This window comes from Povalibacter sp. (assembly GCF_036520495.1).
Lineage (GTDB): Bacteria > Pseudomonadota > Gammaproteobacteria > Steroidobacterales > Steroidobacteraceae > Steroidobacter.
This window is the reverse complement of record NZ_DATDJO010000062.1, coordinates 13,641-32,603: the sequence shown is the minus strand read 5'-3', so window position 1 is coordinate 32,603 and position 18,963 is coordinate 13,641. Positions and strand designations below refer to the sequence as shown.

Annotated in this window: 21 protein-coding genes; 12 read left to right on the top strand and 9 right to left on the bottom strand. The window is 62.2% G+C overall.

Annotation, left to right across the window (positions count from 1 at the left end; all coding sequences use genetic code 11):
* Nucleotides 1-493 (top strand): hypothetical protein (locus tag VIZ63_RS21260; protein WP_331611803.1); only part of this gene is annotated, 493 nt, incomplete at its 5' end.
* 273 nt (nt 494-766) lie between these two features.
* On the opposite strand, the gene VIZ63_RS21255 is transcribed toward VIZ63_RS21260, so the two are convergent.
* Together VIZ63_RS21255 and VIZ63_RS21250 are read right to left on the bottom strand one after the other, a co-directional pair.
* A complete protein-coding gene (locus VIZ63_RS21255; protein WP_331611802.1) occupies nt 767-1,732 on the bottom strand; it encodes a winged helix-turn-helix domain-containing protein in 966 nt (321 codons plus the stop codon).
* A 186-nt stretch (nt 1,733-1,918) separates the two neighbouring features.
* Nucleotides 1,919-2,995 carry an alpha/beta fold hydrolase gene (locus VIZ63_RS21250; protein ID WP_331611801.1) on the bottom strand — a complete coding sequence of 359 codons (1,077 nt, stop codon included), beginning with the start codon at nt 2,993-2,995 and terminating at the stop codon, nt 1,919-1,921.
* Nucleotides 2,996-3,180: 185 nt separating this feature from the next.
* On the opposite strand from VIZ63_RS21250, the gene VIZ63_RS21245 reads away from it, so the two are divergent.
* Nucleotides 3,181-4,041: a class I SAM-dependent methyltransferase gene (locus VIZ63_RS21245; protein ID WP_331611800.1), complete on the top strand. Its 861-nt coding sequence runs from the start codon at nt 3,181-3,183 to the stop codon at nt 4,039-4,041.
* 58 nt (nt 4,042-4,099) lie between these two features.
* On the opposite strand, the gene msrA is transcribed toward VIZ63_RS21245, so the two are convergent.
* From msrA to VIZ63_RS21220, 5 genes are all read right to left on the bottom strand, one after another.
* Nucleotides 4,100-4,621, bottom strand: coding sequence for a peptide-methionine (S)-S-oxide reductase MsrA (gene msrA, locus VIZ63_RS21240; RefSeq protein WP_331611799.1), 522 nt, complete (start codon nt 4,619-4,621; stop codon nt 4,100-4,102).
* Between the two features lie 106 nt (nt 4,622-4,727).
* The gene (tgt, locus tag VIZ63_RS21235; RefSeq protein WP_331611798.1) at nt 4,728-6,734 is read right to left on the bottom strand and encodes a tRNA guanosine(34) transglycosylase Tgt; all 2,007 of its coding nucleotides are present in this window, start codon (nt 6,732-6,734) and stop codon (nt 4,728-4,730) included.
* A gap of 117 nt (nt 6,735-6,851) precedes the next feature.
* A complete protein-coding gene (gene gntF / locus VIZ63_RS21230) occupies nt 6,852-7,676 on the bottom strand; it encodes a guanitoxin biosynthesis pre-guanitoxin forming N-methyltransferase GntF (RefSeq protein ID WP_331611797.1) in 825 nt (274 codons plus the stop codon).
* Nucleotides 7,677-7,680: 4 nt separating this feature from the next.
* On the bottom strand, nt 7,681-7,857 hold the full coding sequence (locus VIZ63_RS21225) for a hypothetical protein (protein WP_331611796.1): 177 nt from the start codon (nt 7,855-7,857) through the stop codon (nt 7,681-7,683).
* Between the two features lie 131 nt (nt 7,858-7,988).
* Nucleotides 7,989-8,498, bottom strand: coding sequence for an Lrp/AsnC family transcriptional regulator (locus VIZ63_RS21220; protein WP_331611795.1), 510 nt, complete (start codon nt 8,496-8,498; stop codon nt 7,989-7,991).
* A 186-nt stretch (nt 8,499-8,684) separates the two neighbouring features.
* Here VIZ63_RS21220 and VIZ63_RS21215 point away from each other — a divergent pair, with 186 nt between their 5' ends.
* The 3 genes from VIZ63_RS21215 (at nt 8,685) to VIZ63_RS21205 (ending at nt 10,708) form a co-directional block, all read left to right on the top strand.
* On the top strand, nt 8,685-8,957 hold the full coding sequence (locus VIZ63_RS21215; RefSeq protein ID WP_331611794.1) for a DUF6356 family protein: 273 nt from the start codon (nt 8,685-8,687) through the stop codon (nt 8,955-8,957).
* Complete coding sequence (locus VIZ63_RS21210; protein WP_331611793.1) at nt 8,957-10,057, top strand: YeiH family protein; 1,101 nt, start codon at nt 8,957-8,959, stop codon at nt 10,055-10,057. Before VIZ63_RS21215 ends, VIZ63_RS21210 begins: the two co-directional genes overlap by 1 nt.
* Before the next feature lie 192 nt (nt 10,058-10,249).
* Nucleotides 10,250-10,708, top strand: a complete 459-nt coding sequence (locus VIZ63_RS21205) for a nitroreductase family deazaflavin-dependent oxidoreductase (protein ID WP_331611792.1) — start codon at nt 10,250-10,252, stop codon at nt 10,706-10,708.
* A gap of 33 nt (nt 10,709-10,741) precedes the next feature.
* Here the strand turns inward: VIZ63_RS21205 and VIZ63_RS21200 are convergent, their stop codons facing one another.
* Nucleotides 10,742-11,551: a DUF5694 domain-containing protein gene (locus VIZ63_RS21200; protein ID WP_331611791.1), complete on the bottom strand. Its 810-nt coding sequence runs from the start codon at nt 11,549-11,551 to the stop codon at nt 10,742-10,744.
* Nucleotides 11,552-11,689: 138 nt separating this feature from the next.
* Here VIZ63_RS21200 and VIZ63_RS21195 point away from each other — a divergent pair, with 138 nt between their 5' ends.
* From VIZ63_RS21195 to VIZ63_RS21180, 4 genes are all read left to right on the top strand, one after another.
* On the top strand, nt 11,690-12,235 hold the full coding sequence (locus VIZ63_RS21195; protein ID WP_331611790.1) for a YaeQ family protein: 546 nt from the start codon (nt 11,690-11,692) through the stop codon (nt 12,233-12,235).
* 135 nt (nt 12,236-12,370) lie between these two features.
* Nucleotides 12,371-12,538 (top strand): hypothetical protein, encoded by a 168-nt coding sequence (locus tag VIZ63_RS21190; RefSeq protein ID WP_331611789.1) that lies wholly within the window; start codon nt 12,371-12,373, stop codon nt 12,536-12,538.
* A 217-nt stretch (nt 12,539-12,755) separates the two neighbouring features.
* A complete protein-coding gene (locus VIZ63_RS21185; RefSeq protein WP_331611788.1) occupies nt 12,756-13,457 on the top strand; it encodes a PIN domain-containing protein in 702 nt (233 codons plus the stop codon).
* 254 nt (nt 13,458-13,711) lie between these two features.
* A complete protein-coding gene (locus VIZ63_RS21180) occupies nt 13,712-14,179 on the top strand; it encodes a cupin domain-containing protein (RefSeq protein WP_331611787.1) in 468 nt (155 codons plus the stop codon).
* 107 nt (nt 14,180-14,286) lie between these two features.
* On the opposite strand, the gene VIZ63_RS21175 is transcribed toward VIZ63_RS21180, so the two are convergent.
* Nucleotides 14,287-15,225, bottom strand: coding sequence for an alpha/beta hydrolase (locus VIZ63_RS21175; RefSeq protein WP_331611785.1), 939 nt, complete (start codon nt 15,223-15,225; stop codon nt 14,287-14,289).
* Nucleotides 15,226-15,695: 470 nt separating this feature from the next.
* Here VIZ63_RS21175 and VIZ63_RS21170 point away from each other — a divergent pair, with 470 nt between their 5' ends.
* The 3 genes from VIZ63_RS21170 (at nt 15,696) to VIZ63_RS21160 (ending at nt 18,899) form a co-directional block, all read left to right on the top strand.
* Nucleotides 15,696-16,034 (top strand): hypothetical protein, encoded by a 339-nt coding sequence (locus VIZ63_RS21170; RefSeq protein ID WP_331611784.1) that lies wholly within the window; start codon nt 15,696-15,698, stop codon nt 16,032-16,034.
* A 40-nt stretch (nt 16,035-16,074) separates the two neighbouring features.
* Nucleotides 16,075-17,289: a class I SAM-dependent methyltransferase gene (locus tag VIZ63_RS21165; RefSeq protein WP_331611783.1), complete on the top strand. Its 1,215-nt coding sequence runs from the start codon at nt 16,075-16,077 to the stop codon at nt 17,287-17,289.
* Nucleotides 17,290-17,384: 95 nt separating this feature from the next.
* A complete protein-coding gene (locus VIZ63_RS21160) occupies nt 17,385-18,899 on the top strand; it encodes an FAD-dependent oxidoreductase (RefSeq protein ID WP_331611782.1) in 1,515 nt (504 codons plus the stop codon).
* Nucleotides 18,900-18,963: the final 64 nt, after the last annotated feature.

Sequence of the window (18,963 nt, the reverse complement as noted above, 5' to 3'; positions counted from 1 at the left end):
CGATCATGATCGCGATCACGGGGACCACCATCAGGCACAACACACGGCCGAACTGGCCAGGATAGTTCGCGAGACCACCCGCCGCTTTCGTGACGTCAACGTGGCGGAAGCCGAGGGCTACCAGCTGATGTTCGGCTGCGTGAGCGGACCCGACGACGGCGCGATGGGCTTGCACTACGTGAATATGCAGCTGGTGGGCGATCCGGCTCTCGACCCGCGTCGGCCCGAAATCGTGATCTACGAACCGACGCCAAACGGTGGCCGGCGCCTGATCGGTGCGGATTATCTGGTGCTCGCCGACGCCTGGCATGCCAACAACACCAACGCGCCGGAACTCATGGGGCAGCTCATGCACCTGATCGACAGTCCGAATCGCTATGGATTGCCTTCGTTCTACACGCTGCATGTCTGGGCGTGGAAGCCAAACCCGAACGGTGCATTCGTGAACTGGCATCCCGGTGTGTCCTGCGAAGCGTTCGACGGAGAGCAGTAGCGGTATCGCAGCGGTGGCTGTCCGGGTGCGCCGCCGTGTTCATCCAGCCCCGGCGCGGCCCGGGTTCAGGGTACGTATGAACTCCGGCCGCGCCGAAGATCAGTGAGAAGACCAGTGAAGGAAAAACTTCACCGAGGACACGATTGGAAACCGCAGCACATCGATTGTGCGGAGCCGGCTTCGGACCCTTCGTACTCACTTGAGCACAGTCAGGATTGTCTTCTGTGGGTCCGACTTCAGTCGGGCATCTTCACCATGTTCGACTGTCTGCAATCACATGCTCAGCACGAACGCATTCTTTGCAGATCGCCGCATTGGCTGGTCGGCGATTCGTTGCGCTGCATGCCGAGCGGGTGCGGATCCCGACACCGGACCGGTGGAAGCCACGAGCGCGGGCAGCAAACCCTGTTGCACGCTCTCGACGATACGTTCACGCATCGCCAGCAGATCGCCGGCAGGTGCTGTGATGCGCGTTCGCCAGATCACGCGTTCCTGAAGCACGTGTTGAGCCTCGACGGTGAGCGTGAGTTGACCGCGGTCTTCGCGGTAGTAACGACCACGCACGATGTGATCCACGCGGCGCGCGCGGGTTGCGGCCAGTGGATCGTCGGTATCGACGTATTCGAACGGGCGCACGGCAATATCGCGCGACCCGGTGAGCAGCGTCGCAATTTCGTCGGGCAGCGCGAGCCCAAGGTAGTCCAGTGTCCGGTCGTCAGCCGCATTCTCGAATCGCAGCACGGCCACGCTGGTGAGCGCGGGCGTCGACCCGTTATTCCACCACCCTGCGAAACCGAGCAACACGAGAACGATCAGCAACGCTCCCGCTGCGACGGGCCAATGGGTGCGCATCGCCGGAGCTGGCGTCGATGGCCGAGGCGTGTCCTGCATTGCCGTGACTTCGGCGGGTCGTACCTGTGCTGTCAGGCGATAGCCGCGCTTCGGGATCGTTTCGATGACGCGGTTGGCACTGCGGTCATCACCCAGATGATGCCGCAGCTCGGAGATGCAGTTGGTCACGGCCTGATCGGTGACCACGACACTCCCCCAGACCTGCTGGTTCAGCGTGTCGCGCGAAACGACCGTGCCAGCGTGCTCCGCCAGGCACACGAGCACGTCCATGACTCTCGGCTCGAGACGCGACTCGTCATCGCACCGCCTGATACGGTTCTGACACGGCTCGATGAAGCACTCACCGATGTGAAATCCTGGTTGCAGTTGCTGGAGTGTGAATGCCATGGGGATGCGCGGAGCAGTGGGGGACGGTGTTGTTCAGAGGCTGCATTGCACCACTCGTGCCTCCGGGATCGGGTGATCAGAGGTAGTCACCCGTACTCTACAAAGCCGCATCGGCCGCAAAACCGGATCATTGCGCGGTGCTTTCGCCATGGCGGCCGGCTTTGTCGGCACGCGCATCGCAGGCTGTCATTTCAGTCCGAGCCCCGCATCGCGTGCCAGCACGACCGCCTGCGCGCGACTCTCCACGCCAAGTTTCTCGAAGATCAGCGAGACCTGATTGCGCACCGTCTTCTCCGAGACGTTGAGCGTTGCTGCGATCTGTGCGTTGTCGCGGGCCTGGGCGAGCAATTCCAGGATTTCGCGTTGGCGCGGCGACAGTGTCGTGAAGGATGTGGGACCAGGCGCGACGGATGTATCCGGCAGGAACTGGCGCACTGCCTCGATCCAGCGTTGCCAGCCGCGCTCGTGTTCCAGCAGCAGGTGATTGCGGCTGTCGATGGATACGAACTCCGCGTCAGCGATGCCGCGCGCGAGCAAGCGTCCCTCTTCGAACGGTACACGGACGTCGTTGACGCTGTGCAGGATCAGGGTCGGGCACTCGACTGCTTGCAACAGGTTCGTCACGTCGATCTCATTGAACTCGCGCATGAAGCGTGCGGCGTTGTGCGGCGATGTCGACAACCGCTCCATTTCGTTGAACCAGGCGTGCTGTTCCGGCGTGCCGCCCGGGATGAACTGGGTAGTGAAGAACTGCCGGAACGAGGCGTCCTCCTTGCCCCAGCCGAGCTGCGCCAGCTGGCACATCATTTCCGCTTCTTCGCGTTGTTCTGCCGTATTGCTGCGAACCAGGCGGCCGCGCGCGTAGCCGCCGTGAAGCACGAGATGCGAGACGCGTTGCGGATGTCGTACGGCATAGGCGATCGCGACCGCAGCACCCTGCGAGATGCCCAGCAGTGCGAAGTGCTCGGCGCCAACGGCATCCACCACCGTCTCCAGATCGCGGACCCAACTGTCGAAACCCAGATCGGTGACGTCCCAGTCCGACAGACCGCAGCCACGTTCGTCGTAGCGCACGAACGTCGCATGCAACGACATCTCACGCAACAAGTGGCTCCAGACGGGGCTTTCCCAATCCTGCTCGATGTGCGACAGCCAGGTCGCGGCCTTGATGACGACCGGTTCGCCGGAGCCCGCAACGGCATAGGCCAGACGCACCCCGTCGTGCGCTCGTGCGAAACGGATCTGCTGCCGCGAAAGATTCATGCGATCTCGGCTCGATGGGACTTGCGGGCAGGTCGGGACACCTGTCCCGTAAGCCGGCCCGACGATTCCTCGAATCCTGAGCTACCCGGGACATCTGCCCGCAGACCGTGCCATGCCCGGCGCAGACAATGCCACCTCACAAAAGTACAGGCAGGGGCGTCGCAAGCCGTCCCGGTGATGATCATATGCACATGAGGGCAGTCGTGGAGCATCGGGTAAGCGCACAGGACGCCTACGTGCTGGGTCGTACGCAGCGTGAGTACGAACGCCTGACACGGCAGGCCCAGATCTGGGAGCCGGCCACGCGACAGGCATTGCTGCAGGCCGGGCTGAGTCAGGGTCACAGTGTGCTGGATGTCGGTTGCGGGCCATGCGACGTCATGAGGCTGATGGCCGAGTACGTCGGCCCTGCCGGCAGAGTGTTCGGCATGGATGTCGATGCCGTGCTCGCCAGTCATGCCATCGAGCAACTCAGTCAGTCAGGCCCCGATGTCTACAGTCTCATTGCCGGCGACATCACGGACGTGACGCAGGTCAGCCAGGCGCCTTTCGACCTGGTCTTCGCCCGACTGTTGCTGTTTCACATCGATGATCCAGCCGCCGTGCTGCGTCGGCTCTGGGAATGGGTCCGTCCGGGCGGCGCGCTGCTGATCATGGACTACGACATCACTGTGACGCGCAGTGCCGCGCAGATTCCGGTGATCGAACGCACGCTGCGCCTGTGCAACGACACGTTCAGGCGTTGCGGTCGGGACATCGAGATCGGCACCCGCATTCCCAGCCTCTTCCTGGAGGCAGGCATCGGTACTCCCGATGCCTGCAACGTGTCGAGTGTCATGCTGCCGGCGGCTCCCAGCACGCACATGCTGCGCGATCTGCTCGACAGTCTGCGGCCGCAGATCCTGCGGCATCGGCTTGCGGATGAGCGTGCGCTCACGCGCCTCGAATTCGATCTTCGCGCTGCGGCCGGCTGCGACTCGTTCATGCGCTGGCCCGATCTCACCGCGACGTGGAAGCGGAAGCCCGAAGCGGACGCTGTGAACTGAACGAGAGAATGAAATGACGGCTGCGGTTGCAGTCAGGCCCGCGTCGATCGATTTCGATTCAAGCCCGCTGCGCTGCCTTGTTCTTGCGAACCGGCAGCGTCCAGCCCGGCCGGATGAAATGACAGGTGTAGCCGCCCGGATTTTGCAGGAGGTAGTCCTGATGCTCGGGCTCGGCTTCCCAGAAGTCGCCGGCGGGTACGACTTCGGTCACGACCTTGCCGGGCCACAGTCCGGACGCGTCGACATCGGCGATGGTGTCCTCGGCAATCCGGCGCTGCTCGTCGCTGGTGTAGAAAATTGCCGAGCGATAGCTGGTGCCGATATCGTTGCCCTGGCGATTGCGCGTGGTGGGGTCGTGGATCTGGAAGAAGAACTCCAGGATCTGTCGATAGCTGATCCGGGCCGGATCGAAGATGATCTCGATCGCTTCTGCATGGCTTCCATGATTGCGATAGGTCGCGTTGGGTGTGCTGCCACCCGTGTAGCCGACCCGGGTGGAAAGAACGCCCGCATAACGGCGAAAGAGATCCTGCACGCCCCAGAAGCAGCCGCCAGCGAGCACCGCACGTTCTTCGGTCATAGCCTGTTCTCCATTCGATTCAGATCGGTTTGTCCGTCCGGCGCCGATGATGTACGTCGCCGCCGGGTGAAGTCACTATGCATTGGTGGCAACTGCACCCCGAGGGCTATCGGAACTGAGGATGTTCCCGCACCGCGGCGCGCCACGAATCATCCTGGGCATCGGTGCCGAGCGGCGCCTGTGCATCGCTGCGTTGCCATTTGCCCAGCCAATCGGCTGCCAGCAGTTCGCGACCGTGCAGAGTCGCCGCTGCACGCGGTGACAGACCAATCGTCGTTTCGGCCTTCGGGCCAGTGCCGCAGCCTTTGGCAACGTAAAACCCTGCCGCGAGCATGGCAGCGCGGACTTTCGTCGAATAGGTATACGTGAACAGTTCCGTCGCCTTGTCGGCGCAGACATCCGCCAGATCGCGGAACGCGGCCAGGGTCCATAGCCCCGTGTCCGTTTTGAACGAGAACGGGTCGAAGAACACGATATCGGGTGGCGGCGCCTCGAACTTGCGGATCGCGAAATCCCCGGGCAGCAACAGCCAGTCGACGGCGCCGCACGGACTGGTCCATTGATTCTTTGCCAGCAACTGTCGCGGCGCCGCATGTCGCAGATGCTTGAACCACTGCGTGTGGCGCAGCGCGAGCTTGAGCGAATCCAGGTCGTTCTCGAAACTCACCAGCACCAGCCGGCGCCGGCGCTGCTGCGGGCTCATCGATTCAGCGGCCGCAATCGTCGCCATCGCGTTCGCAGCGGCTCCCAGGCCGACGTCCCACACGATCAGGGGATGCGGGTCGTCCTGCTGCAGCCGCTCGATCAGGCGCGACTGGTCGACATACAGGGTGCGGGCTTCTTCGGCCGGATCGTTCACCGAATGCATCACCTCGCCAGACTGCGTGTCACGGATGCGTCCGATCTCATCGCGCACGACCACCTCGTAGCGTCCTTGCTGCAGATTGAGTTTGCGGCGTTCGGCTTTGGTGACGTGATTCGATTTCTTGCCGTAGCTGTCGCGTGCATCCAGCACGTCGCGCTGCGCGTGATAGAACTCGAGCCAGGTTCCAGCCAGGATGTGTTCGCGCATGGTGCGCATGAGCTGCATATAGAAATGAATGTTGTGCAGGCCCAGCAGCTGCCAGCCCTGCGTTTCATGCACCTTCAGCAAGTGGAACAGATACGCGATGGAGTACGTGCTGCAGGTGTAGCAGGCGCAGGCTGGATCGAGCGGGCCCTCGTTGTCGCGATAGGCCGCCCGTCGCAGATCGCGTCTGCCCATGCTGGTGAACGCGACTCCCTGTTTCGCGAGCGCGGTGGGCAGGATGCAATCGAACATGTCGACGCCGCGATGCACGGCTTCGAGCAGGTCACGCGTCGTGCCGACGCCCATCAGGTATCGCGGGCGATCCTCGGGGAGATGTTCGGTGACGGTCGCCGTGCAGTCTTCGCGTTGCGCCACGCTTTCACCGACCGCGAGACCGCCAATGGCAAAGCCATCGAACGGCAGCTGCGTGATCGTGCGCGCACTCTCGATGCGCAGGTCGGTATAGCAGGCGCCCTGCACGATGCCGAACAGTGCCTGCGGCGAATCACCACGGGCGGCGAGGCTGCGGTGGGCCCAGCGGTGCGTCAACTCCATCGCATGCTGCGCGACGCTGCGGTCGACCGTCGAGGGGACGCACTGGTCCAGCACCATCATGATGTCGGCGCCAATCGACTTCTGCGTGGCGATGCTGCGCTCGGGGCTGAGGCAGATCATGGTGTTGTCGACGTAGCTGCGGAACTCCGCGCCTTCCTCCCGCATGCTGCGACTGTCGGGCAGCGAAAAGATCTGGAAGCCGCCGGAGTCGGTCAGCACCGAGCGTGGCCAGTTCATGAAGCCATGAATGCCGCCGAATTTTTCGAAAATCTCGACGCCCGGGCGCAGCAGCAGGTGATAGGTGTTGGCGAGCAGGACCTGCGCGCCGCTGGCAAGCAGGTCTTCGCGCCGCTGCGACCGTACTGACGCATGGGTCCCGACCGGCATGAAGGTCGGCGTCAGAACTTCATTGTGCTGAGTACGAAACCGGGCAGCGCGCGCGCGCGAGCCCGCGGCGGTGGCCTCGAGTTTGAAATCCAGTCGACTCATGTTTTCTCGTTTCTCCGGGCGTCAGGCCTCGCGCCTGCTCACAATCTAACGGCGGCCGACTGTTGTCGGCTCGGAGGACTTCGTCAAGGGGAACTTCGTCCAGGGAGGCTGACGTTGTCAGCAGGATAGGATGCCTTCGCTCCGCTCGGCCTTGTCGAAGGCCTTCCTGTCGAGGGCCGACACTTCCCTCATCGTAGCGGAGGCGAGGAGGATGCTGTCGAATCCGCTATTCGATCGGTCCGGTACGTCGACGACATCGATATCGACGTCGGACAGGCGGAGGTCCCGAAAGACGCTCGTCAGGTCATGTTCGTCGATGTGCGCTGACGGGAATGTCTGATTGCCGACAGAGTAGTACTTGCAGCGACGCAGTGCGGCGACGAGTAACAACCCGCCGGGTGATACGAGACCGGCGATATTGTGCATGAAGCGCCGCCATTCCCGCTTGTCCGCCGTGGCGCTGTCGGCGCAGTAGCAGCTGACGACGCAGTCGTAGCGCCGCGTGAGCGCGCCCGGTCGTCGCGGTTGCTGTGCGTCCGCAACGATTCGTCTGGAGATCACTGCCCTGGTCACCTCTTCGCGACATTGAATGTCATGCCGCGTTGGATGCTGCAGGCCTTCGAAGCGCAGCACGCGTCGGGTGAATTCGCGCCAGTCATGCGCACCTGGGTCGCGCGACTGCCAACGTCGAATCGCCTCGAGGTTCGCCGGCAGCAAGTCAGCGAGGTGAATCTCTGCGGCACGATGGCTGAACGGCAGAACGTGGTGCAGTGTCGGACCGCAGCCGAATTCCAGAATCGTCGCGTCGACCGGTATGCGAGCGCATTGCTTCACCAGGAACTCGAGCGTGTGTTCTTCCTCGGTCTCCACCCTCGAGTAGTAGTCGTGCAGATAGTCATCCGCACTCCATCGATCGAAGTCGGCAGCGTGTTCGCGGAGCATTGTTTCAGCTCGCCGTCCGATGCAGCAACCAGCCGAGTCCGATCAGCACGGCGACCGCGACGAACAAGAGCCAGCGAACGAATTGACCGCCTTGCCAGACGCGGCCCGCGAAAACGCAGCCGGGTGCGTCTCCCAGATCGGGCAGCAGGGTGAACGGAACGATGAGCAGCGTAGCCCGCATGCCTGAGACAACGGATTCCGACCCGGAAAGAGGACAGCGATCCTGCAGGCAGAGCGGGATTTTCGAGCGACCGTCAGTTGGGCCGCTCAACAGGACGCGGCCAGTTTGGCGAGAGTGCGGCGGCGCTGGACCTATCTCGGGTCGTCGTCGTCCATGTCGGCGCCGTGCAGGGGTTCGCCGAAGCGCGCGTAGTTCAAGGGCAGCCCGGTCGTGTACTTGAGGGTTTCCAGGGCGAAGCTGGCGCTGATGTCGAGAAATTCACAACCGGCGATCAGGCGTTTGTATACCTCATCGTAGGTATTGATGTCGGGCACCACGATTCGCAGCAGATAGTCGACCTCGCCACTCATGCGATAGATCTCGGTCACCTCGGGAATCTGTCGCACCGTCTTCATGAACTGGTCGAACCAGGCCGCACTGTGGCTCGAAGTCTTCAGGGTCACGTACACGGTGGTGCGGACGTTCAGTGCTTTGGCATCGAGCAGTGCCACCGTACGAAGAATGACGCCGCGCTCCTGCAGTCGCTGAATGCGGCGCCAGCAGGCGGCCTTCGACAGTCCGACGCGGTCGGCGATGTCCGCCGCGGCCAGCGAACCATTGTGCTGCAGCAACTCGAGGATTCGATGATCGATCTTGTCCATGGAAGGGGGATCCGTGACGGAAGATGCTGACGCAGCGATTCTGCGCAACATTGTTGCGTCATGCCGGCGTCCTGTCCATGAGTTCGCAATCCTGTCTCGCGGGGGTTCGCCTAAGCTTGAAACGCAGGCACGCAGCTGAGTGTGGCCGCTGGCGCACACAGGCTGCATCGACAAGGACGGGCGACCATGACGCAGCTTCGGCATCTGTTCAGCGAGCATCCGGCCTCGGTCGGCGAGAGTTACCTGACCCATCTCCTCGCAGCGAGTACGTTCGCATTGCGAATGTTCGCCGGAGGCATTGCCTGTCTGGTTCATGCAGTGCTGCCGTTTCTGTTCGTGCACACGGGCAGCGACTGCGTCACGCGTTTGCATGAGGAGATGCTGGCCCGCCGTCGCGGCCACGATGACCGATCCCGACGCCTGCCCGAGCAGCGCCATCCGGCGTCCACCTCGCCGTGATGCTTTCCACGAGGGCGTTGCCGCAGGGCTGGCGGCTGCGTGCGCACGGCATCCTGCTCGCCCTGGCGCTGGCCGTGATGGCGAGCATCGCAGCCCGTTACCTGGGGGCGTTGCGATCCGGCAATTCGCCGCTGTTTCTCAGTCCCGTGTTCTGTGCGGTGATCCTCGGCATGGCGTGGCGCAATGGCGTCGGCGTGAACGCGCGGACGGATCAAGGCGTGCAATGGATCACGCAGACGCTGCTGCGAGTCGGCATCGCATTGGTCGGATTGCGGCTTACTCTGCACGGCCTGACTACGCTGGGCGTGCTGGCTGTTCCCGTCGTCACGGGTTGTATTCTGATCGCGCTGACCGCCAGTCAGATCGTGGGCCGGTGGTTGAAGATCGCCGCGCCGCTGCGTTCCCTCATTGCGGTGGGAACGGCAGTGTGTGGTTGCACGGCAGTCGTCGCCGTTGCGCCGGCCGTGCGAGCGAAGCCGGAGGAAACGGGGCTGGCGCTGACCTGCGTCGTGCTCTTCGGTTCATTGGGAATGCTGGTCTATCCCTGGCTCGCGCATGAACTGCTGGGTGCAGACGGGCAGGCCGCCGGCATTTTCCTCGGCACGGCAATTCACGATACGTCGCAGGTGATCGGCGCCTCACTGATCTACTCGCAGCAATTCGCATCGCCTGAGACCGTGGCCACGGCTGGCTTCACCAAGCTGCTGCGCAATCTGTCGCTGCTCGTGCTGGTGCCACTCCTGGCCGGCATGTGCCGCGAGCGCACCGAACACTCCGGGAAATCGGGCGGATCTTCGCACTGGCGCACGGCGCTGCCGGGTTTCCTCATTGCATTTCTGCTGTTCGCGCTCGCCCGCTCGATCGGAGATGCGCTCTTTCTCGGTTCGCCGGTCGCGGATGTATGGCAAGGCACCATCGCCTTCGGACTTGCAGCGTCGGAGCTGTTCCTGGTCTGCGGCATGGCGGCCGTTGGCTTGAGCGTGTCGCTCAAGCATGTGCGTGATCTCGGCTGGCGCGCGCCACTGGCTGCCTTTCTCGTCGCGCTGTCCGTCGCGCTGGTGAGTCTGGCGCTGACCGCGGGTATGGTGGCCTGGTCGTAGGGTCTTTGAAGAACGCATTCTGTTTACGTCTGCGCCAGAAAACCCCAGGTTGTATCCGAAATCATCTGATCGGCGAGCAGCTTCCCGCGCGGCAGCTTTCGTTGCCCGCCGCTCTCTCGCATACTCGGAGGGTCGGTAGTAACTTCCGTTCATGTGCCGGCTGCGGCACTCAGATCCACGAGGAGACGCGCGATGAGCGAGAACGAGTCTGTGACCAGGCAAGAGCTGCCGAAATGGATCGTCGATCACCTGCATCGATACGCGGAGTCCCCGGAGAAAGGGCACCTGTGGGATGCCACGGCCGTAGGCGGGCACGCCGATACGCCTACGCTGCTGTTGACCACGACGGGCCGCAAGTCCGGCAGGCAACTGACGATGCCGCTCATTTATGGCAGGGACGGTGATCGATACGTCATCGTCGCCTCGAAGGGAGGCGCTCCGCAGCATCCGGCGTGGTATCTGAATCTGCAGGCCAATCCTGAAGTCACCTTGCAGGTCATCAGAGACAAGTTCCCCGCAGTCGCGCGCACGGCAACCGGTGAAGAGCGCGAGCGTCTGTGGAAGATGATGTCGGCCATCTATCCGCCCTATCCCAGCTACCAGGAACGCACGGATCGTGAGATTCCCGTAGTGGTGCTGGAGAGGAAATAACGGTCTTGTGACCGCCGGATTGGTCGATCGGTACTACAGGAACCCGCGGGCATCGATCAGTTCGATCGAAGGCTGTTCACGCAGACATTGCTGCAGCAGGTAGACGTGACCCTGCCCATAGAGCGCCACGATTCGTTGCCCCGGTCGTGCGATTTGCAGCAGGCGTGCGCAGATGGCGAGATTGCGCGTCTGCCATGCGGCCAGTAGTGCCACGCCGGGTTGGTCGGTCCCGGAGCCCATTGTCAGCAGCGCCGGGTAGAAAGAGTGATTGCGCTCGATGGATTGCGGCGCGTTGATATAGCGCAGTACAGCGCCGATCGTGCCTTCCTGCTGTAGCGCGGAGATCTTGTCGACTTCGGCCCTGGCCATGCTCATGAGATGCTCGATCTCGAGGTGTCGGCCATGAGCCCCGGCCCAGTGCTCGACCGCCTCGAAAGGGAATTCTCCGTCGACATCGATGCCGTCGACCTGCGGCAGATGCCGCGCCTGGGCGAGGCGGAACCCGAGCTGGACAACTTCGTTTCTCGATTCCGGTAGTTCACCGGCGATGTATTTCGCATAGCGTTCATCCGCCAGATCCCTGGGCCATTCGACAGCCACGCGCGTGGGTTCGAATCTGGCGAGTCCTTGAGCGATATCAACGATCTCTTTCTGGCGCCGGGCGGACAGTACGTCCGCTGCCTCGACGTTGTGGATGTCCTTTCCGGGGTTGGCGAAGTGATAGGTCGCCACCAGCATCACCTGGGCTTTCGGAGCGTCGGCGCTGTGCGCGACTGCACCCAGCAGCGCGACAAGGGATAACACCGGCAGACAAAGAATTCCTGCAATCGCAGCGGAGCGCATGGGGTCACCTGAGCAGATGCTGCGGCTTCAGACGTGACGTGCGCGTGAAAGGTTGCAGGCAATGGAGGTTCATGGGCGAATCCGCAGTACCATCGCCGCCCGGTTTTGCCGATTCGAGTTGAGGGTCTGACTTTGGCATTGAGCGCCACTATCTTCGTCTTTGACATCCAGCTTGCGGATGCAGACCGCAATGTCTACGAGACGCTCTCGCTGCGTGTTGCCCGACATCCGTCGGAGACCAACGAGTACCTGCTGACCCGGGTGCTGGCGTATTGCCTGGAGTACACCGAGGGCGTCGCGTTCTCCAATGGCGGACTATCGGATCCGGATGCGCCGGCGATCACGGTGCGGGACCTGACTGGCGCGCTCAAGACCTGGATCGAAATCGGCTCGCCCGACGCCGCGCGGCTGCACAAGGCAGGCAAGGCAGCGCAACGTGTTGCGGTCTATCCGCACCGGCAGGTGAACCTGCTGCTGGCGAAGCTTGCGGGGGAGCGCATCCATCGGGCAGAGGCGTTGATGATCTACGCGATCGATCCGCAGTTCGTGACCGCACTGAGCGAGCGACTGTCCAAGCGCATGCAGCTCGATTTGTCTGTTTCAGAGGGGCATCTGTACGCGACGGTCGGGGCGGAGACCGTGTCGGGTACGGTGGAGATACATCGCCTGGGTCAGCCGGCGTAGGTCCTCGAATGTGGTTATCGTGAGCTCGTTCCGCGGCGCCCGGTTTTTGCCGACCTGAAATAAGGCTCCTTCAGTGCGATACTGCACCGACATTCCAGCATTCACGCGTATTCCCGCATTCACCAGGGGGCTTTCATGGCAACGGCAAAAAAGAAATCCAGCAAGAAAAAGGCGCCCGCCAAGGTGGGCTGGGCAGAGACGATGAAAAAGGCGCTCGACAAGAAGCAGCCCGCGGGCGGCTGGCCTGATCAGGGCAAGCCGCGCGACTCCGGGGTCCAGAAGGTACGAAAGAACGCTTTCTGACGGGACTGCCGTCGGGAAGCGGCGTATGAGCGCGGCGGGCACCCCGACAGCCTTGCGGCGTTGCCGCACCAGGTCGGGTGAGCTACACAGGCTCACCTGACACGGCAACGCTCGACTCGCGCAACGCCTGACCGCCCACGGCATCGATCAGACGATCTGTGCGAAGAATCCACCGCCTGCGGTGTCGCCGGATGAGCCATCCGCTCGATCCAACGTCATGGCCTTGGGCGCCAGCCGACGTATCAGTTCACCGCTCGCCGGGTCGCCCGCATCGATGCAGGCCTGCAAGTCGGAAGGAATGGGAGGTACCGTGCCGGAAAAGAAACTCCTCCTCATCGACTACGAAAACATCCAGCCCCGCAACCTCGACGCGCTCCAGGACGAGAAGTGGCTGATCAAGGTATTTCTGGGTTCCAGTCAGGCGAGTCTGCCGATCGAGAAGGTCAAGGCGTTGCAGCTGTTCGGCGCGGATGTCGAATACATCCAGAGCGATGGCAACGGACCGAACGCCATCGACTTTCACATCGCGTACTACCTGGGACGACTCGCGCTGGAACATCCGCAGGCGCGGTTCCGGGTGATGTCGAAAGACACCGGATTCGATCCGCTGATCCGGCATCTGAAGAAGCAGGGGATCGATTGTGAGCGCATCGATTCGGTGGCTGCTACAGCGAAGCAGAAGCGGACGTCGCAGGAGCCACCGTCCGAGCTCGTCGAGAGATTTCTGGAGTTCCTGCGCAAGCGATCGACGCATCGCCCCGGCACCATCAAGCGGCTGCGCGGTGCGATCAACGCGCATCTGGGCGGCAAGCTCACGGAAGCGCAGATCGATGACGTCCTGAAGGAGCTGGAGACCAGGGGAGTCGTCGTCGAGGCGGCGGGCAAGCTGACCTACGGCGCCATCGCGGCAGCAGAATGAGATCCGCTGCGACGCGATCTCAGCCTGGCGTCTTCGGCAAGCGGATTTCCGCGGTCGCGGTTCACATGATCCTGTGCTTCACTTGAACCAGATGATGGCCTTGTCGTCGGCCATGCTGTCGGCCACTTCGGCGATCTGAATGGTGACGTCGCCGATCCGTGGTTTTTTCGGAACCGCGTCTGTGCGGTGGCCGTTGCCCGCAGGGAGACTCCCGCAGGGAGAGCTCGAACTCGTCAGCCGGTAAGGAGCATCACATGACTGTGAAAGACATCGGGCCGCAGCCTCAGTCGTTCGATATCGAGCAGGCAACGCGCGACAACACAAATTATCGAACCGTGGCATGGAGCGGTCGTTATCTGCAGGTCACGCTGATGTCGATCCCGGTGGGCAGCGACATCGGCCTGGAGGCGCATCCGCAGACGGATCAGTTTCTGCGACTCGATGCGGGTCGGGGCCGCGTGCAGATGGGCCCGTCCAGGGACAACCTCACATTCACCCAGGACGTCGCCGACGGCTGGTGCGTCATGGTTCCCGCGGGCACCTGGCACAACATCACCAACATCGGCAATGAGCCCATGCAGGTCTATGCCATCTATGCACCGGTGCATCACAAGCCCGGCAAGATCCACAAGACCGCCGCCGACGATGCTGCCGATAACGACGACGAGCCAGCGGAGTGGTCGGTTCAGCCCACGGTGACGCGACCCGACAAGCACGCCTGAATGGTCCGTGGGAAATTTTGTATCCCGAGCTTCGCGGGACCTGAGCAGAACGACAGCGCGCAGCGGGCACGGTGCCGCTGCGCGCTGTCGGTTACGCGCGAAAAACTCTAGTTCGCGAGAAATCTGGCGACAGCATCAGACCAGGGCCTGGAGAGCTGGTCGATGACGTCGGCCATACCACCACCCTCGATGATGGCGAGCTCGAAATCCGGCCGCATCGTCTTGGTCAACTTGGCGTTCTCGATCAGCTGATCGCCCGTATTGATGAGAATCAGGGTCGGCTTGCGGATCTTCGGGATCGTTGCCTTGTGGTCGTAGATGAAGGCCGCGTGATGCCCGTACCAGAACGGTCCCTGGCCGACGAATTTCTCGACGGTGTAGCGGGTGATCAGCTTGGGGTCCGGCGTGGTACCGCCGCCGTTGTACATGCGGTAGCGGCTCGCGAAGGACTTGAGCAGGTGCGAGCCATCGGTTTCGTAGACGAAATCGATTTCGCGCTGCTGAACCCCATCGAGGAATTTCTGCTGCTCTTCCTTGGTGACCGGGAACGGTCCTGCCAGGATCAGCTTGCGCACGCGATCGGGGAATTGCTGTTCGACTTCAGTCGCCACCAACGCGCCGGTGTGGTGCCCGAGGATGTCGGCTGTCTTGATGCCGAGGGCATCGAGCACGGGGGGGACGACCTTGGCGTAATCTTCTACGCGGGGCACGAACGTCGTGACGTCCGACATGCCGAAGCCCGGATAGTCGATCGCGATGGGGCGGATGCCGTGGTCGATGAGCAGCTGGAAGACGCCTTCGAACTGCCGTGAAGACATTGGCGCCTGGTGCAGCAGCACCAGCGGTCGGCCCTTGCCGCCGTCCTGATAGTGCACCTGCCCGTAGGGACCGTCGACATAGCCGCGCTTCATCTTCGGCAGAGTGATTTCCATGGGAGGCGGATTCGGTTTGTACGTCACTGCCGTTTCAGCTGCGGTGCCGACGCTGGCGGTCAGCAGGGCAAGCGATGTGCTTGCCAGTGTCAGCAGGATCTTCTTCGTTCTCATTCGATGGATTCCCCAGATGTCTATTCACAAGCGTGTGGACGGATTCGGCGCAGGGGCCCGAATGCGCTATGCGCGGAATGAATGTAGCACGTGACCACGGCGCCAAAAGTGGCGGAAGAGCGTCAGCGTGCTGCGCCACAGTGCGCTGCTGCGGTGTTTCCCTTAGAAAATAACGCAGCGAAAGCCTTACGTGAAAGTCACGGGAAACTCAATGAATCCAACGCTATTGGCCCTGCAATGGCGCGGTTTAGGTGCTTTTCAGTCCCTGCCACGGTGGCCTGAGTTGCTCGCTAGGGGCGTTATGCGTAATGCGCATAGCTATGAATATTTTCCTTGTGAGCTGGCTGCGGTTACTTGCTAGTTTCAGTGCACATCACACGGCGCAAAGGCGCGTTGTGACGGTCGATGACACGTTGCATGACTGATTACGTGGTTTCGAATCCTTAAAAGAAGTCAGGAGAGATAGGTAAATGACTGCGCCAGACAAAGCCCGGCAGACCTTCACAGTAGAAGCGATTCCAACTGACATTTCCAACGGAGCGTTCTTCGGCAACGCGGCCGTCGACAACGTAGTGAGCTGCCTGATCGCGATGGGCACGGAAATGTGGGCGACGCAGCGGCGTCTGAAGGTGATCGAAGCAGTGATGGCCACCAAGGGCATCACGCCGGAGATGATCGAACAGTACGTACCGACCGCGGAGGAAACGGTGGCGTGGGAGCGCGATCGTAACCGCTTCGTCGATATGGCGTTTGGTGCGCTGGCCGATGATGGCTTCCGCCCGGCCTCTGCTGAATTCCCCAAGCGCTAAAGCGGCGCTTCCTAAATTCCCTGCAGGAGAAGAAATTATCATGATCGGCCGTCGTCAATTGTTCGGTGCCGCTACGGCATCGGTAGTTCTCGCCAACACGTTCAAGTGGCAGATCGCGGAAGCAGCCGAACAGGGCTCGCTTGCCGCCGCTGCGCAGATCGACAAGACCCTCGCGAAGTATCCGCGTGGTGTCGATGGTCGTCTGGCCCGCCTCGGTTCGCTGCACCTCGAAGGTCAGCACGATTTCTCGATCGGTTTCCGCGTGACCGCCAACAAGGCGATCAGCCAGACATCGCGAGAAGCCTTCCAGCGAGTGCTGGAGCGCGAGGGAATCGACCCCACCTCGCAGGTGACGGCGGACGAAGTGCGCAAGCTGGTCGACCTCGATCCGATGATCACGATGGCCTCGAAGACTTGGCTGGCCAACCAGCGCTTCATGTGGAAAGCGTTGCTGGATCACCATCATGAGCACGAGGATTTCTATCTGTCGCAGATGGAAGCCGCCGACAAGGTGGGTCCGGGCAAGCTCGAGCTGTCGCCGACCATGACCATCCCGGACGAGTGCCGTCACGAGATTCACATTCAGCCCGGCGGCTACGTCGGCGATCCGTTCGCCGGTCACACGTACCACTACGGTACGAACAGCTTCTACATCGGCACGCGCATGAACAACGACCAGGACCAGATTCACCGCAACACGGTGAACAACCTGCCGTTGCCGACGGATGGCAAGGTGCGTCGCATCCTCGACTACGGTTGCGGCATCGGTCAGTTCACAGTGGCTCTGAAAGAGCGTTTCCCGGACGCAGAAGTGTGGGGCATTGACGTCGGTGGCCCGATGGTTCGCTACGGCCACCTGCGTGCGAATCAGCTGAACGTCGGTGCGAACTTCGCACAGCGTCTGGCGCAGGACACGAAGTTCCCCGATGGCTACTTCGACATCGTGACCAGCTACATCGCGCATCACGAAATGCCGGAGACCACCACGCTCAAGGTCATCGACGAAGCGCGTCGTCTGACCCGTCGCGGCGGTGTCTATTATCCGGTGGACTTCATCACCCCGGGCGTACCGAGGCTGACGCCGCAGGGCATGTTCTCGCTGTGGCAGGACCACCGCTGGAACAACGAAGTGTGGCGCCTCGAGTTCAGCGCGCTCGACTTCAACAAGGCGATCGCGCAGCGCGGTTTCAAGCACATCGCCGAAACCAAGCCGGTCATCCAGGGCTTCGGCGCACGTCACTTCGTCAAGGTCTGAGGTCCGCCCGGCACACTGCAAGACGCGGTGTGCCGGGAGAACCGACTTGCCCGCCATCAGGGGTGATGGCGGGCACAATTACACAGGGGTAAAGCGTGAGCGAAAAAATCACGAAACGCAGTTTCATCTCACTGATGGGAGCTGCGGTGGCAGGTGTGGGTCTGGCGGGGCGGGCGGGCGCTGCCGAGTCGGACCAGCCTTGGGATCTCATCGTCGTCGGCGGTGGCAATTCAGGCCTGCCGGCAGCAATTTTCGCCGCGCAACGCGGTGCGCGCGTCCTCATCATCGAGGCTGCGGGGACGGTGGGTGGCACCCTGTTCATGTCATCCGGCCAGATGAGCGCCGCCGGCACCAAGCTGCAGAAGCAGAAGGGCATCGAAGATTCGGCCCAGCTGCACTACGACGACATCATGCGCATCAGCAAGAAGACGGCGAATCCCGGGCTCGCGAAGCTCGCTGTGTTCAATGCAGCCGACACCTTCGACTGGTTGATGGACAACGGTTTCGACGTGCATGAGGATCACCCGCAAACAGGCACGACGCACGAGCCGTACAGCCGGGCGCGTTACGCCTGGGGCAAGAAAGGCGGTATTTCGATCCTCAATGTGCTCAACGCGCAGTTGAAGCCGCTCGTCGATGCCGGAAAGATCAAAGTGCTGACCAACACTCAGGCCAAGGAACTGATTCTCGATGCCGCAGGCGCTGTCGTTGGTGTTGCGACGCTCGGTCAGGGCGACGTGGCGGGCCGTCACATGGGCAAGAACGTCGCGCTCACGGTGGGCGGCTACACATCGAACACCGAGATGTTCCAGAAATACGAAGGTGTACCGCGTTATTCCGAAGCGACGTATCCCTACAGCCAGGGCGCCGGCATCACGCTGGGTCTCGGCGCGGGTGGCTACGTTCGTGGCGGCGAACATCACCTGCCGCTGTTCGGTGCTGTGATGCTCAACGACAAGTTTCCGAGCCGCTTCATGGGCACCATCCGTCCATGGCCGCCGCACAATCCACCCTGGGGCATCTACGTCAATGCGCAGGGCAAGCGTTTTCTGCAAGAGGACGTGGCGAGTCACGATGCCCACGAAGAAGCGCTGCGCGCGCAGACGAACGAGCGTTGCTGGCTGATCCTGGACGACCAGATGATCCAGACCATGCCGCCGTTCCTCGGCAGGATGTCGCGCGAGCAGATCCTTGCTGCGTTCGGCACGCAGAAGATGTTCTTCAAGGCGGACGATCCGGCGGCGCTGGCCAAGGCTGCGGGCATCGATGCGAAGAATCTCGCTGCGACGATCACACAGTACAACGCCGGCCAGGCGAAGGGTAAGGACGCACTCGGCCGCAAGCACATGCCGCTGCCGCTCGCGAAGGGTCCGTACTACGCCGTGCAGATGCAGAGCTGGATGCTCATCAGCTTCGCCGGACTCGCCGTCAACGACAACCTGCAGGTCATTCGTCGTGACGGCAAGCCGATCCGCAATCTCTATGCGGCAGGCGAGTTGCTGGGCGCGGGTCAGTGCATGGGCCGCTCCTACTGCGGCGGCATGTCTGTCACGCCAGCGCTCACGTTCGGGCGTCTGCTCGGACAGAAGCTCATCAAGTTCGACGCTTGACGCCAACGACCCCGGATTCTCCGGGGTCATTCCTTTTCTGTTCGCTGCACGCCGCCGGATCTCA

Excerpts from the sequence above, each read along its gene's own strand:
- VIZ63_RS21170 (WP_331611784.1), top strand. The coding sequence starts at position 15,696 with ATGACTGCGCCAGACAAAGCCCGGCAGACCTTCACAGTAGAAGCGATT.
- VIZ63_RS21215 (WP_331611794.1), top strand. The coding sequence starts at position 8,685 with ATGACGCAGCTTCGGCATCTGTTCAGCGAGCATCCGGCCTCGGTCGGC.
- msrA (WP_331611799.1), bottom strand. The coding sequence starts at position 4,621 with ATGACCGAAGAACGTGCGGTGCTCGCTGGCGGCTGCTTCTGGGGCGTG.
- VIZ63_RS21210 (WP_331611793.1), top strand. The coding sequence starts at position 8,957 with ATGCTTTCCACGAGGGCGTTGCCGCAGGGCTGGCGGCTGCGTGCGCAC.
- VIZ63_RS21220 (WP_331611795.1), bottom strand. The coding sequence starts at position 8,498 with ATGGACAAGATCGATCATCGAATCCTCGAGTTGCTGCAGCACAATGGT.
- tgt (WP_331611798.1), bottom strand. The coding sequence starts at position 6,734 with ATGAGTCGACTGGATTTCAAACTCGAGGCCACCGCCGCGGGCTCGCGC.
- VIZ63_RS21250 (WP_331611801.1), bottom strand. The coding sequence starts at position 2,995 with ATGAATCTTTCGCGGCAGCAGATCCGTTTCGCACGAGCGCACGACGGG.
- VIZ63_RS21190 (WP_331611789.1), top strand. The coding sequence starts at position 12,371 with ATGGCAACGGCAAAAAAGAAATCCAGCAAGAAAAAGGCGCCCGCCAAG.
- VIZ63_RS21255 (WP_331611802.1), bottom strand. The coding sequence starts at position 1,732 with ATGGCATTCACACTCCAGCAACTGCAACCAGGATTTCACATCGGTGAG.
- VIZ63_RS21165 (WP_331611783.1), top strand. The coding sequence starts at position 16,075 with ATGATCGGCCGTCGTCAATTGTTCGGTGCCGCTACGGCATCGGTAGTT.
- VIZ63_RS21205 (WP_331611792.1), top strand. The coding sequence starts at position 10,250 with ATGAGCGAGAACGAGTCTGTGACCAGGCAAGAGCTGCCGAAATGGATC.
- VIZ63_RS21200 (WP_331611791.1), bottom strand. The coding sequence starts at position 11,551 with ATGCGCTCCGCTGCGATTGCAGGAATTCTTTGTCTGCCGGTGTTATCC.
- VIZ63_RS21180 (WP_331611787.1), top strand. The coding sequence starts at position 13,712 with ATGACTGTGAAAGACATCGGGCCGCAGCCTCAGTCGTTCGATATCGAG.
- VIZ63_RS21245 (WP_331611800.1), top strand. The coding sequence starts at position 3,181 with ATGCACATGAGGGCAGTCGTGGAGCATCGGGTAAGCGCACAGGACGCC.
- VIZ63_RS21175 (WP_331611785.1), bottom strand. The coding sequence starts at position 15,225 with ATGAGAACGAAGAAGATCCTGCTGACACTGGCAAGCACATCGCTTGCC.
- VIZ63_RS21225 (WP_331611796.1), bottom strand. The coding sequence starts at position 7,857 with ATGCGGGCTACGCTGCTCATCGTTCCGTTCACCCTGCTGCCCGATCTG.
- gntF (WP_331611797.1), bottom strand. The coding sequence starts at position 7,676 with ATGCTCCGCGAACACGCTGCCGACTTCGATCGATGGAGTGCGGATGAC.
- VIZ63_RS21185 (WP_331611788.1), top strand. The coding sequence starts at position 12,756 with ATGGCCTTGGGCGCCAGCCGACGTATCAGTTCACCGCTCGCCGGGTCG.